Source organism: Kribbella sp. HUAS MG21 (assembly GCF_040254265.1).
Taxonomy (GTDB): Bacteria; Actinomycetota; Actinomycetes; order Propionibacteriales; family Kribbellaceae; genus Kribbella.
Genome location: NZ_CP158165.1, coordinates 764,873 through 777,159, shown reverse-complemented (window position 1 = coordinate 777,159; position 12,287 = coordinate 764,873). Strand labels below are relative to the sequence as shown.

General features: G+C 67.9%; 14 protein-coding genes. 7 read left to right on the top strand and 7 right to left on the bottom strand.

Going from position 1 to position 12,287, the window contains the following annotated elements:
• Window positions 1-3: 3 nt before the first annotated feature.
• Genes ABN611_RS03755 through ABN611_RS03730 form a run of 6 tightly spaced genes read right to left on the bottom strand, consistent with a single transcriptional unit; the run spans window position 4 to window position 6,619 of the window.
• Window positions 4-756: an SDR family NAD(P)-dependent oxidoreductase gene (locus ABN611_RS03755; protein ID WP_350278347.1), complete on the bottom strand. Its 753-nt coding sequence runs from the start codon at window positions 754-756 to the stop codon at window positions 4-6.
• Window positions 753-2,198 carry an ABC transporter substrate-binding protein gene (locus ABN611_RS03750; RefSeq protein ID WP_350278346.1) on the bottom strand — a complete coding sequence of 482 codons (1,446 nt, stop codon included), beginning with the start codon at window positions 2,196-2,198 and terminating at the stop codon, window positions 753-755. Before ABN611_RS03750 ends, ABN611_RS03755 begins: the two co-directional genes overlap by 4 nt.
• 15 nt (window positions 2,199-2,213) lie before the next feature.
• Window positions 2,214-3,083, bottom strand: a complete 870-nt coding sequence (locus ABN611_RS03745; RefSeq protein WP_350278345.1) for a carbohydrate ABC transporter permease — start codon at window positions 3,081-3,083, stop codon at window positions 2,214-2,216.
• A complete protein-coding gene (locus tag ABN611_RS03740) occupies window positions 3,080-4,054 on the bottom strand; it encodes a sugar ABC transporter permease (RefSeq protein ID WP_350278344.1) in 975 nt (324 codons plus the stop codon). The genes ABN611_RS03745 and ABN611_RS03740 overlap by 4 nt, the downstream gene beginning before the upstream one ends.
• An 8-nt stretch (window positions 4,055-4,062) precedes the next feature.
• Window positions 4,063-4,899, bottom strand: a complete 837-nt coding sequence (locus ABN611_RS03735; protein WP_350278343.1) for an aldo/keto reductase — start codon at window positions 4,897-4,899, stop codon at window positions 4,063-4,065.
• 1 nt (window position 4,900) lies between these two features.
• Window positions 4,901-6,619: a glycoside hydrolase gene (locus tag ABN611_RS03730; RefSeq protein WP_350278342.1), complete on the bottom strand. Its 1,719-nt coding sequence runs from the start codon at window positions 6,617-6,619 to the stop codon at window positions 4,901-4,903.
• Window positions 6,620-6,798: 179 nt separating this feature from the next.
• Here ABN611_RS03730 and ABN611_RS03725 point away from each other — a divergent pair, with 179 nt between their 5' ends.
• Complete coding sequence (locus ABN611_RS03725) at window positions 6,799-7,479, top strand: GntR family transcriptional regulator (protein ID WP_350278341.1); 681 nt, start codon at window positions 6,799-6,801, stop codon at window positions 7,477-7,479.
• Here ABN611_RS03725 and ABN611_RS03720 read toward each other — a convergent pair.
• The gene (locus ABN611_RS03720) at window positions 7,460-8,431 is read right to left on the bottom strand and encodes an NmrA/HSCARG family protein (RefSeq protein ID WP_350278340.1); all 972 of its coding nucleotides are present in this window, start codon (window positions 8,429-8,431) and stop codon (window positions 7,460-7,462) included. The genes ABN611_RS03725 and ABN611_RS03720 overlap by 20 nt on opposite strands.
• Before the next feature lie 88 nt (window positions 8,432-8,519).
• On the opposite strand from ABN611_RS03720, the gene ABN611_RS03715 reads away from it, so the two are divergent.
• The 6 genes from ABN611_RS03715 (at window position 8,520) to ABN611_RS03690 (ending at window position 12,218) form a co-directional block, all read left to right on the top strand.
• Complete coding sequence (locus ABN611_RS03715; RefSeq protein ID WP_350278339.1) at window positions 8,520-9,014, top strand: MarR family transcriptional regulator; 495 nt, start codon at window positions 8,520-8,522, stop codon at window positions 9,012-9,014.
• 91 nt (window positions 9,015-9,105) lie between these two features.
• Complete coding sequence (locus ABN611_RS03710; RefSeq protein WP_350278338.1) at window positions 9,106-9,375, top strand: hypothetical protein; 270 nt, start codon at window positions 9,106-9,108, stop codon at window positions 9,373-9,375.
• The gene (locus tag ABN611_RS03705) at window positions 9,372-10,280 is read left to right on the top strand and encodes an FAD:protein FMN transferase (protein ID WP_350278337.1); all 909 of its coding nucleotides are present in this window, start codon (window positions 9,372-9,374) and stop codon (window positions 10,278-10,280) included. Before ABN611_RS03710 ends, ABN611_RS03705 begins: the two co-directional genes overlap by 4 nt.
• A complete protein-coding gene (locus ABN611_RS03700; RefSeq protein WP_350278336.1) occupies window positions 10,280-10,822 on the top strand; it encodes a hypothetical protein in 543 nt (180 codons plus the stop codon). Before ABN611_RS03705 ends, ABN611_RS03700 begins: the two co-directional genes overlap by 1 nt.
• Window positions 10,819-12,024, top strand: coding sequence for an NADH-ubiquinone oxidoreductase-F iron-sulfur binding region domain-containing protein (locus ABN611_RS03695; protein WP_350278335.1), 1,206 nt, complete (start codon window positions 10,819-10,821; stop codon window positions 12,022-12,024). The genes ABN611_RS03700 and ABN611_RS03695 overlap by 4 nt, the downstream gene beginning before the upstream one ends.
• On the top strand, window positions 12,021-12,218 hold the full coding sequence (locus ABN611_RS03690) for a ferredoxin (RefSeq protein WP_350278334.1): 198 nt from the start codon (window positions 12,021-12,023) through the stop codon (window positions 12,216-12,218). The genes ABN611_RS03695 and ABN611_RS03690 overlap by 4 nt, the downstream gene beginning before the upstream one ends.
• Window positions 12,219-12,287 lie beyond the last annotated feature (69 nt).

The window sequence follows — 12,287 nt, the reverse complement described above, 5'->3', positions numbered from 1 at the left end:
CGTTCAATGCATGTACAGACCGCCGTCGACGTTGAGGGTCTGGCCGGTGACGTAGCCGGCGTTTTCGGAGAGGAGGAAGGCGATTGCAGAGGCGACATCGTTCGGTTCGCCGACACGGTTGACGAGGAGGTCCGCGGCGAGGGTCGTCCGACGGTCGGGAGTGAGCGGCCCGCCCATGATGTCGGTGTCGATGGGGCCGGGGGCCACCGCGTTGACGGTGATGTTGTGCGGGCCGAGTTCGCGGGCCAGCGCTCGGGTCAGGCCGATCACACCGGCCTTCGCGACGGAGTACGGCGTCTTGCTGTAGGTGCCGCCGCCGCGCTGGGCGGAGGTCGACGAGATGCTGACGATGCGGCCGTAGCCGTGGCGCACCATGGATTCGGCGACCCGGCGGGTGACGTAGTGGACGCCGTTCAGGTTGACGTTGATGACGCGGTGCCACTCGTCCGGAGTCAGGTCGAGGTAGGGGACCGGGGAGCTGACGCCGGCGATGTTGGCGAGGGCCGCGAGCGGTGGCAGCGCGGCCTCCAGTTCGTCGATCGCCGTACGAACCTGGGCTTCGTCCGACACATCGGCCGTGACGGCGTGGGTCTTGACGTTGTGCTTCTCGGTGATCTCCGCGGCGAGGGCGTTGCTGCCCGCGCTGTCGATGTCGAGGATGCCGACGTTCCAGCCCTGCTCGGCGAGGAGCAGGGCGGTGGCGCGGCCGATGCCGCGGGGTGATGCCGCGCCGGTGACGATCGCGGTGCGGTTCATTTCGCGGCCCCGTAGTCCTGGCCGGGCTTCCAGTCGGCGAAGACGTAGTCGCCCTCGGCAACCTTCGCGCCGGCGGCCTTCGCCTTCTGGAGTGCTTGCGCGCGGTCGGCGGTCGCGGCGTCGCTCAGCTTCTTCAGTTCAGCCTTGAGGTCCTTGATCGATCCACCGAGGTAGCCCTGGACGATGTTGCCGACGTGCGGCGTGACGGGTTTGCGCAGTGCGTCCACCTTCGCGATCGCGGGGTTCTTCACGATCGCCTGGGGCATCAGGAACACGTTCGTCTTACAGAAGTCGACGCCCTGTTTGTACGCGTCGACCGCGTTCGACGACGCGACGAGGTCGAGGTTCAGCGGCGGCTGGTCCATCGCCTCGATCATTCCCTTCTGGTAGTCGTCGGACATGAAGGAGGCGATCAGTTGCCCAGCCGCTTCGGGGTTCTTGCTGTCCGCGGAGACGAAGTACGTCGCCGCGGGACGGCCGCGGTAGCACCACGGATCCATGCCCGCCGACGGCACCAGCACCTGGCCGGAGGCGAGCTTGTCGACGATCGGCGGTGCCAGTGCCTTCGATCCGCCGGCGCACCAGATGCCGTCGATGAACGTCCCGACCGCGCCGGACGCGTACCGGGTCCGGGCGTCGACGACGCCGAAGTTGTTCGAGCCCGGCATGATCAGCTTGGCGTCGTTGAGCTCCTTCAGGAACTCGATCACCGTGACGTAGGCGTCGTGGTGGTACGCGTACTCGCCGGTGGTGAACTGCAGCCCCTGATAGCCGGGGAAGCCGGCCGCCTGGGCCAGGTCGTCGACCTGGTCACGGATCCGCCCGCCGTCCGCACCCATCGCCAGCGTCAGCGGCTGGATCCCGGCGTCCTTCAGCTTCCCCAGCGCGTCCTTGAACGCCGCGTAGTCCTTGGGCACGTTGCCCGGATCGAGCCCGGCCTTGGACCAGTGATCCTTGTTCACCCACACCAGCGTCGAGCTCTGCCGGAAGCTGAACATCGGGAACCCGTACAGCTTGCCGTCCAGCCGGGTGATGCCCTCGGTGAACGCGTCCTTCGGCAGCTTGGCCTGGATGTCCGCCGGAATCGTCATCTCGTGCACCCACTTGCCACTCACCAGGGCAGGCAACGGCAGGCCGACCACGTTGGAGTAGACGTCCGGCATCTTGTTCGCCTGATGCGCCAGCTGGAACGCCTGCGTCGCCTTCGAAGCGTCGTAGTACGTGTGCGCGACGTTCGTCTTCAGTGCCGGCGACTGCGTCTTGGCCCAGTCGTCGTTGAGGCGCTTGAACGAGCTGAAGTGGTCCCACCAGTCCAGCGAACCGGTGGTGCCGCCGCCGGTCGCGCCGCCGGCGTTGTCTGTCGAGCTGCTGCATCCGGTCGCGGCGCCAACGGCAGCGAGAACCGATGCGCTGAGCAGGCTGCGACGTGTCAATCGGGTCATGGCGGTTTCCGTTCTTCAGGACTTGACTGCTCCGGAGATTCCCTCGACGAAGTAGCGCTGCAGGACGATGAAGAGCACCACCACCGGGACGATCGAGATCACGCCGGCCGCGGCCATCCCGGCCCAGTCGGTGGCGGTCTCGCCGACGAACGCCTGCATGCCGACGCTGACCGTCCGCAGGTCCGGCCGGCTGAACGTGAACACCAGCGGCAGGAAGAAGGCGTTCCAGGTGGTGATGAAGGTGAGTACTGCGACAGTCGCCGTGACCGGCATCGCCAACGGCAGCATCACCGAGAAGAACGTCCGGACGAAGCCGGCGCCGTCGACGACCGCGGCCTCCTCCAGCTCGCGGGGGATCTGCCGGAAGTACCCGTAGTACAGCAGGATCGCCGACACGTACGCCCCGCCGCTGAGCGCCAGGATCATCCCACCCAGCGAGTCGATGAGGTGCAGCTGCATCGAGATCTTGACCACCGGGATGATCGTGTAGCCGGTCGGGACGAACAGGGTCGCGACCAGGACGCCGAGGAACAGCTTCGAGCCGCGGAACCGGTAGCGCGCCAGGACGTAGCCCGCGGTCGCACAGCGGATGGTGACGATCACGACGGTGACCACCGTGACGACCACGGTGTTGATCAGGTAGCGACCGAAGTTGGCGTCGTTCCACGCCCGCACGTAGTTGTCCCAGACGAACGTCTCCGGCCACAGGTCGAGGCCACCGGAGAACATCTCCATGTTGTCCTTCAGCGACGCGGACAGCATCCACAGGAACGGGAAGATCCAGATGACCGCGATTCCCACCAGGAAGAGCGCGGCGATCCACCACGGCAGCCGGTGCAGCAGACGCCGTTGCCGGTCCGTACGGACGACGAGATGCGCGGTCATCGCTGTTCTCCTCTCAGCCGGCGGCCGGCGTACACGCCCCACAGCTGCAGGGCGCCGACGATCGCGACCAGCAGCCCGAAGATCACCGCGGCGGCTGACGCGTGCCCGAGTTGCGGGATCGAGGCGGCGAAGGCCCACCGGTAGATGTAGATCTCGATGATCTCGGTGTGGAAGTACGGGCCGCCGCCGGTCAGCGTGTACATCAGGTCGAAGTTGTGGAACGTCTCCTCGATCGTCAGCACGGTGATGATGATCAGGAACGGCTTGAGCATCGGCAGCGTGATGTACCGGAAGAGCTGCCAGGTGCCCGCGCCGTCGATCCGCGCCGCCTCGTACAGCTGGTACGGGATGGTCTGCAGCGCCGCGAGCCAGTAGATCATCGTGACGCCGAAGAACTTCCAGACGTACAGCACCGCCGCCGTCGGCAGGGCCAGGTGCTGGTCGCCCAGGAAGTCGACGCCGCCACCACCGAGCTTCAGCAGCGCGGAGTTGATCGGGCCGCTCGCCGGATCGAGGATGAACCGCATCACCACGCCGATGATCGCCGTCGTGGTCACGACCGGGATGAAGAACGCGGACCGCAGGACGCCGATCAGCGGCAGCTTCGGGGAGTTGAGGATCATCGCCACGAGCAGCGTGAGCAGCACCCGTGCCGGCACCACCAGCAGCATGAAGAACAACGTGACCTTGAACGAGTTCCAGAACAGCGGATCCGCGAAGACCGCCCGGTAGTTGCTCAGGCCGACGAACTGCTGGTCGGCGTCGAACCCGTTCCACTCGACCAGCGAGTACCAGTAGCTGGCGATGATCGGGTAGAGCGTGTAGAGCCCGTACAGCACCACGGTCGGCAGCAGAAAGATCCAGATCCAGGTGGTCTTCTGCCAGCCGTGCCGCCGGTCCTCGGCAGTCGTCGTACCGGCCCGCGACCGGCGGGCCTGCCGCCGCGTGAGTAGCACCGATCTGCTCGTCATGATCCGGGCTACCTGATCTGACTGATCGCGAACGTGCGCGGATCGTTGCCGAGCCGGTTGCCGCGCTCCAGCGCGCTGACCGACGCGACCTCCTCGTCGGTCAGCGCGAACCCGCCGAGCTCGAAGTTGGCGCGGATCCGTTCCGGAGTGACCGATTTCGGTATGACGATGTGCCCGAGCTGCAGGTGCCACCGCAGGACCACCTGCGCCGGTGACACCTGGTGGGCCTCAGCGATCGACGCCAGCACAGGATGATCGAGGTCGCCGCCCTGACCGAGCGGCGAGTACGCCTCGACCGCGATCGACCGCTCCCGGCACAGCTCGACCAGTTCGCGCTGCTGATAACTGGGATGCAGCTCGATCTGGTTGACGGCCGGGACGACCTCACTTTCCTTCGCCAGCCGATCCAGATGCTCGGGCAGGAAGTTGGACACCCCGATCGCCCGCACCCGCCCTTCGGTGTAGATCCGTTCCAGGGCACGCCAGCTGTCGACATAGAGATCCGCCGCCGGGTTCGGCCAGTGCACGAGGTACAGGTCCGCGTAGCCCAGACCCAGCCGTCCCAGCGTCTCGTCGTACGCCGCCAGCGCGGACTCGTAACCGTGCTCGCCGTTCCGCAGCTTGGTGGTGACGAACAGTTCCTCGCGCCGGAGTCCACTGGCACGTACGGCGGCACCCACGCCGGCTTCGTTGTTGTACGCCGCCGCGGTGTCGATGTGCCGGTACCCGATCTCGATCGCCCGCTCCACCGCCGCCTGCGTCTCGTCCGGCGGAACCTGGAAGACGCCGAAGCCGGTTTGCGGAACCTGGACGCCGTTGTTCAGCGTGATCATGTTCCCGGCCATGTCAGCTGCTCGGGGTCAGGATCAGCAACGATGCCGAAGGCAACGGCAGCGCGACCTCGAGGGACACGGCGCCGTCGACCGTGACCTGGCGTTCGGGCTCGAACTCCTCGAGACCCTGCCGGTCCTTGATCGCGGCCAGCTGTTCCGCGGTCGGATCCTGCGGCGAGCCGAGCTGCTGCCAGACCGTGAACGAGTTGCTGTGATCGGCGTCGATGCGCAGCTGCCGCAGCCGGTACGATCCGGCGGGCAGGTTGCGTACGGTCACAGACACCGGTGTCAGCTCGCTGCTCGTCTGGTACTGGTCGTCGATGTGCCGCCAGACCAGCACGGCAACGCTCCCGTCCTCGGAACGTGAGGCGAGGACGTCGACCTCCTCGCGCATGCTGCTGCCGTCGGTGCCTTCGAGTTCGCCGACCTGCCACGCCGCGTCCGAGGTGGCGAGCAACCGGTCCGGTCCGAGCAGCGAGAGCATCCGGTACGCGTTGAGCAGTGGCTTCTCCACGCCACCCGCGGTGAGGAACGACCGCGTGCCTTCGAAGTACCGCTCGGCCTCGAAGTAGAAGCTCCAGGAGGTGGCGTAGGCGACCTGCGCCCGCTCGGTCGCGTTCAGGTCGAGGATCTTCTTCATCAGCTTCGCCTGGAACACCGGGTAGTACTCGGTGTTCTGGAAGCTGTAGTTGCGGTTGTCGTAGCGCCCGAAGTGCGCCGGGACGGCGGCGTCGCACTCGTCGACGATCACGGGCAGGTCGGCGTAGGCGTCGTACGAACCGATCAGGCGGTTGAACTCGCGCAGGTCGTACAGCATCTTCGTCGAGGACGGGCTGAGCTGTTCGGCGGCCGGCTCGGCGAACGGCCTGTAGTCGCGGGTCGGGAAGTGGCAGCCCTTGGTGTGGTACGAGATGAAGTCCAGCGGTTCGTCACGGCTCGAGGTGTAGTCGAGGAAGCCGCGCAGGAAGTTCAGCCCGCCGCTCGTGACAGCGGGGCCGCCGACCTTCGCGTCAGGCAGGACGGCCCGGATCGCTTGCACCGTTGCGGTGTACAGCTCGTTGTACTGCTCGAGCGTGCCGCGCCAGTAGTCGATGTCCGGCTCGTTCCAGAGCTCCCAGAGCCAGGTCTTGACCTCCGCCTCGCCGTAGCGGTCAAGGCAGTGGCGCACCGTGGCGCTGATCAGTCCTGCCCACTTGGCGTAGTCCTTGGGCGGGTACCCCCAGGCGCCTGCCTCGTAGTTCGTGTACGCCGTCGGGCTGCGTACCACGGTCAGCTCGGCGGCCTCAGGTGGCAGCAGGTCGCGTGGCGTGAAGCCCAGCTCTACCAGGAGGTGGTGGCCGGCGCCGACGATCGCGTCGTACGCCTGGTCCAGCAGTGTGAAGTCGTAGTACGGCGTGCCGTCGGCGTCCTCGTGGTAGACGTTGCCGGAGCTCCAGTGCGGGATGCCGAAGCCGCTGCCGGAGCAGTACATGTAGTGCGGCCGGACGAAGTACCCGCCGCCGGAGAAGTCGGCGAAGGTCTGCAGCAGCCGCTTGCCGGTGGGCATGTACGTCCAGTTGAACTCGTCGTAGCCGAAGCTCTCCCAAACGCGTGCCAGCGGGCCCTGGACCTGCGCGGCGTCGACGTCGACGGCGGCCGTGGTGACGTGCGGTGCGCCGGGGTTCCGGGGAGCGGCCGGCGGAAACGGGCCGAGTGCGGTGCGTCCGGTGTGAATCGCAGTGTCGGTGGTCATCGTCGTGACCTCTCTCTGCCCTGGTGACTGGGCTGCCTCACTCTGCGGGTGGAGGTACCGAGTTTGCTCCGGCGCTTCGTTTACTGTCAATGGGTAACTGTTTACAATCTACAGTGACGCCACAGGGGACTAGAGTGCCTCCGGATACTGGCGGTAACTGGCTCGAGGAGGTGGTCGGCGTGATCCCCGACGACACTGTGTCCCCGCTGCCCTCGCAGCGCGCGCTGGGTGATCTGGTGACCGACGTGCTCCGGGACATGGTCACCGGAGGCAGGTTCCAGCCGGGCCAGCACCTCAAGGAGACCGAGCTTGCCGAGGCGCTCAAGGTCAGCCGCGGGCCGATCCGGCAGGCACTGGCGCGGCTCGAGGAGGAGGGTCATGTCGAGCTCCGGCGGCATCGCGGCGCGTTCGTCAGCACTCTCACCAAGACCGACGTCGAGGAGGTGCACACCCTCCGCGGCGCCATCGAGCGACTGGCCGCCGGCCGCGCCTGCACGCGGATGCAGGACGCGGGCTTCGCCGAGCTCGACGCGGTCCTGGAACAGATGAAGAGCGTCGACACCAAGATCGACCCCGAGGACGCCGTCCGGCTGGACCTGCAGTTCCACGACATCATCTACGCGTACTGCGGCCACTCCCGCGTGCAGCGCGTCTGGGAGTCCATCCGCGGCCAGGTGACGGTCTTCCTCCGCGCCCGCAACGCGAGCTTCCCCGACTTCCTCGAGGTCGGCTACAAGGAGCACAAGGAACTACGCGACGCCTTGGCCCTGGGCGACCCACAGGCCGCCCAGGACGCGATCGACAAGCACATCCTCGGAGCGTACGAACGCCTGAAACGCCTCAACCTGCCAGAGCGCTGAGCTCGTCGCGGTGCATCGCCAGCCAGGTGGTGAAGGACTGGAGGTCGGGGTTCAGTTCGCGGACCTTGGTGAGGTCGCGGTCGCCGGTGAACTCGTCGTGGTTCTCGGCGTAGAACTGGAACATGTTGCCCATCTCGACGGCCATCGGGAACGGGTACTCGCGGTACTCCTCGACGGTCGGCGCGTGGTACACGACCTGCTCGCCGATCGCCTCCGACAGTGCGGCGGCGTACTCGTCGCCGGTGAGGTGGTCGCCCGCGATGCTGACGGTTTCGCCGATCAGGTCGGGGCGCCGCAGGATCGCCAGCGCGCTGCGGCCGATGTCCTCGGTGGCGACGCCGGACAACCGCTGCTCGCCCATCGGGAACGAGATCGTCAGCGTGCCGTCGGCGTTCCGGGCCGGGGCCATCGCGGTGACGAACGCGTCGAAGTAGAACGTGGTCCGCAGGAACGTCGTCGGTACGCCGTACTTCGCGAACAGCTCGTCCGCCTCGCCCTTCGCGTCGAAGTGCGGCACCTTGTAGCGGCCGTCGTCCAGGCTCGGTACGTCGTCGCGCCCGGCGAAGAACGGGCGCGTGTCCTCGAGCGTCGACCAGATCAGGTGCCGGACGCCGGCGTCGCGGGCGGCCCGGGCGGCGGTCTCGGCCTGCTCGAGCTCCATCTCGGCGCGCGTCCGCGCCGCCTCCTGTTCCGGGGTCAGCGGCGCCCAGTAGTTGGTGACGACGAAGGCGCCGTACGCACCGTCGAACGCGGCCCGGATGCTCGCCTCGTCGTCGAGATCGGCCGCGACCACCTCGGCGCCCGCCGCGGCCAGCTCCTTCGCGGCGGCCGAGTCCGGGTTGCGGGTCAGCGCCCGGACCGCGAAGTCGCCCGCCGGATCTGCCTGGATCGCGCGGACCAGCGCGCCGCCCTGGGCCCCGGTCGCACCGACGACGGCGATCAGCTTGGTCATATCCGTTCACTCCTCGAAGATTTGGGTTGATGTGTCAACTCGGATGATCGTAGCGCGCTTGGTTGATGTGTCAACCCAAGCGGGTAGGATGGTTCGCGTGAGCAAGGGACCGTGGCTCGACGACGACGAGCAGAAGGCGTGGCGCAGCTACCTGCTGATGAAGCGGACGCTGGAGACGCACCTGGAGCGCCACCTCCAGCGGGAGTTCGGCCTGTCCGGATCCGACTTCGAGATCCTGGTCAACCTGTCCGAGTCGGAGTCCGGCCGGATGCGCGCGTTCGAGCTCGGCCGGGCGACCCAGTGGGAGAAGAGCCGGCTGTCGCACCACCTCACCCGGATGGAGAAGCGCGGCCTGATCCGCAAGGAGGCCTGCGACGCGCGGTACCCGGAGATCGCGATCACCGAGGAGGGCATGACCGCGATCAAGGAGTGCGCGCCGGCGCACGCGGCGCGGGTCCGGGAGTTCTTCGTGGACGTCTTCGGGTCCGGGCGGCTGACCGCCCTGGGCGAGGCCGCGGACGAGGTCGTCGAGACGATCGAACGGCACTGCGACGAGGACTGCCCGCTCGAACTCCGCTCCTGAGATCTGCTCTCAGACAGCTCTCAGGAGAACTTGACGGTCGCTTGAGCTTCTCTTGGAGTGCGGCTGACGGGCCGCGCACGAGGCTTGCGGCATGGTCACCACAGATGCCTTCGAGCCCCCGTCCGACCGTCCGCGCTGGTTGCGCCGGGCGTCCGCCGCCGCGCTGGCCACCGCCGTCCTCGGGATCGGCGCGACCGGGCTCTCGGTCGCGGTCGCCTCGTCGAAGAGTCCGAGCAGCAGCGGTACGACGGCAACGTCGAGCAGCACGGGCACCGAATCCAGCACGAGCTCCAGCTCGACGTCAGGGCTCGGGTCCGCGAACTCCGGCTCCACCTCGCAGGGTGGGAGCAACGGCTCATGACCGCGTCCCGGACCTGGTCGGCGTGGAGCTGCACCGTCCGCCTGACCGTCGACGTCCCCGCCGTACTCGGTGCCGCTTGCGGTGAGCTGAAGGCTCTGATGGACCGCGTCGACAAAGCCGCCAGCCGGTTCCGCCCGGACTCCGAGCTGTCGATCGTCAACACTCGCGCCGGAGCGCTCGTCCCGGTGTCGCGGCTGCTCGTCGACCTCGTCGACGTCAGCCTGGTTGCGGCGCAGGTGAGCGGCGGCGCGGTCGACCCGACCGTCGGCCCCGCGGTCGTTGCGGCCGGGTACGACGCCGACATCGAGGCCGTACGGCGACGGTTCCCGAAGGCACCTGGTGACCCGAAGCCGGTCACCGGCTGGCAGGAGGTTCGCCTCAACCGCAAGCTCGCCCTGCTCGGTATCCCGAAGGACTGTGCTCTGGATCTGGGCGCAACCGCCAAGGCCTGGACCGCCGACCGCGCCGCCAACGTGCTGAGCAAGCGCTACGGCTGTGCCGTCCTCGTCGAGATCGGCGGCGACCTGCGCGCGGCCGGGACGCCGAAGAAGCCCTGGGTGATCACTGTCGCCGAGCGTCCCGGAGAGCCCGGTGTCCTCGTGACGCTCGCTCACGGCGGCCTCACCACGTCGACCCGCACGGTACGGCGTTGGCAGACCCCCACCGGCTACGGCCACCACGTCATCGACCCGCGCACCGGGCGCCCGGCGGACGGCAAGTACCGGACCGCGTCGATCTGGGCGCCGACTGCCGTCCGCGCGAACACCTTCAGCACAGCACTCGTGGCGACAGGCGAGGCGTCGCTAGGTCGGCTGAAGCTGGCTGGGCACCCGGCCCGGCTGGTCGACGCGGACGGTGAGGTCACCGAGCTGTCGGGCTGGCCGACCGCTAGCAGGGCGGCCTGATGACGCTCTGGTACCTCGCCCGCGCAGCCGGCGTGGTCGCGATGGTCATGTTCACGCTGGCCGCAGTACTCGGGATCGTGATGCCACGGGTCCGTGGGCCGGAGCGGCGGTTCTGGCTGCAGTACGTGCACCGCTCGGCGGCTGTGACCGGGCTGGTTCTGCTGGCGGCGCATGTCGTCGCAGTGCTTTCCGACAGCTATGTGGACATCAGTCCTGACGTACTGATGTGGCCGTTCGCTTCTGGCTATCGGCCGTTCGCTATGGCTGTCGGCGCGCTGGCGCTCTATAGCCTGGTGCTGGCGTCCCTCGTCGGAGCAGCACGTGGCCGGCTGGCCGTGTCCGTGTCGTTCACCAAGTACTGGCGCAAGCTGCACATCGCTGCGTCGGTCGGCTGGCTGCTGTCCGTCGGGCACGCATTGCTGGCCGGTACGGACCGCAGTACGCCGTGGATGCTCGGCATCACGCTCGGCTGTATGGCTGCCGTCGCTGCGGCGGGTGCCTACCGCCTCAACTCGACCAGCCGTGTCTGGAGGACCCAGTGATCACTGTCGACGACACCCGTGTGATCGGTGAGGCCAGGGTCCTCGCCGGACTCGACCAAGGGCGCCTGGACCGCCAGCGCCACCACCTCATCCACGGCCCGCTTCCGGTACTCACCCGCGACGACTACCTGAGGCTGTGCGAGGCAGTCGGACTCAGAGGACGTGGTGGTGCGGCGTTCCCGGTCGCGCTGAAGCTGCAGGACCTGCCGGCACGTGGTGTGGAAGCTGTCGTGGTCAATGGGTCGGAGAGCGAGCCGGTCAGTCGCAAGGACCGCCTGCTGCTCACCCGGTGGCCGCATCTCGTCCTGGACGGAGCCGTCGGTCTGGCACACGCGCTAGGGGCGCCACACGTGCTGATCGCCGTACACGATGCGGACGCGGCTACGTCGCTCCGGGAAGCGCTGGTGGAGCGTGACGACCGGCTGGCGATCGAGGTGCGCGAGATCCCGAGCCGCTTCGTGGCGGGTGAGGCCCGTGCGGTGTTGAGTGCGTTGGAGGGCGGTGACGCAGTACCGCCGGGCCGTCGCGTGCTGCCGACGCGGAAGGGCTACCACCGGCGGCCGACGTTCTTGTCGAACGTAGAGACGTTCGCCCAGCTCGCCGTACTCGCGCGGCTAGGCGCTCGGGGATTCAGTAGCACCGGTGTGATCACTGAGCCGGGCACACAGTTGCTGACGATCGACGGGGCCGTCCAGCGCCCCGGTGTGATCGAGACACCGACCGGTGTCCCACTGGACACAGTCCTGCAGTACGCCGGTGCAGAACCGGGACCTGTCCTACTGGGCGGCTACCACGGCCGCTGGCTGACGCAGACGCACGTGACGCTGCAGCGACCAGAGGTGTCCGCCGGCATCATCCTGGCGCTCGGTCAGAACACCTGTCCGCTCGGCGAGGTCACCAGGGTCGCTGACTGGCTGCGACGTCAGTCGGCCGGCCAGTGCGGTCCCTGTGTCTTCGGCCTCGCCTCACTCGTCGACGACTTCGCCCGGCTGACCCTCGGCGAACGCCGGGGCTGGTACGACGCCCAGCGCCACCTCGGGCTGATCCCTGGCCGCGGGGCCTGCGCGCACCCGGACGGGGCCGCGAGATTCCTCACCTCGGCGCTCGAGGTGTTCGACGACGACGTACGGCGGCATGTGTCGGGTCAGGGCTGCGGCCGCCCGGTTCTCGGTGTGCTGCCGGTGCCGGGAGGTGCCCGATGAGCAAGCTCGAGATCGACTGGACCCGGTGCGACCGGCACGGTCTCTGCGCCGGGTTGCTGCCCGGCGACGTCGTCCTCGACGAGTGGGGATTCCCGGTGCTGCGGGATCGCGAAATCACCGCCGGTGAGCTCCCGGCCGCGCGCCGCGCAGTCCTCGCCTGCCCGGCTCTCGCCCTTCGCCTCACCAATCGATGACAGCCCCGTCCCGACACCACACCAGTGACAAAGGTGGACTAATCTCTGAGTGACCGCACAATGTGGTGC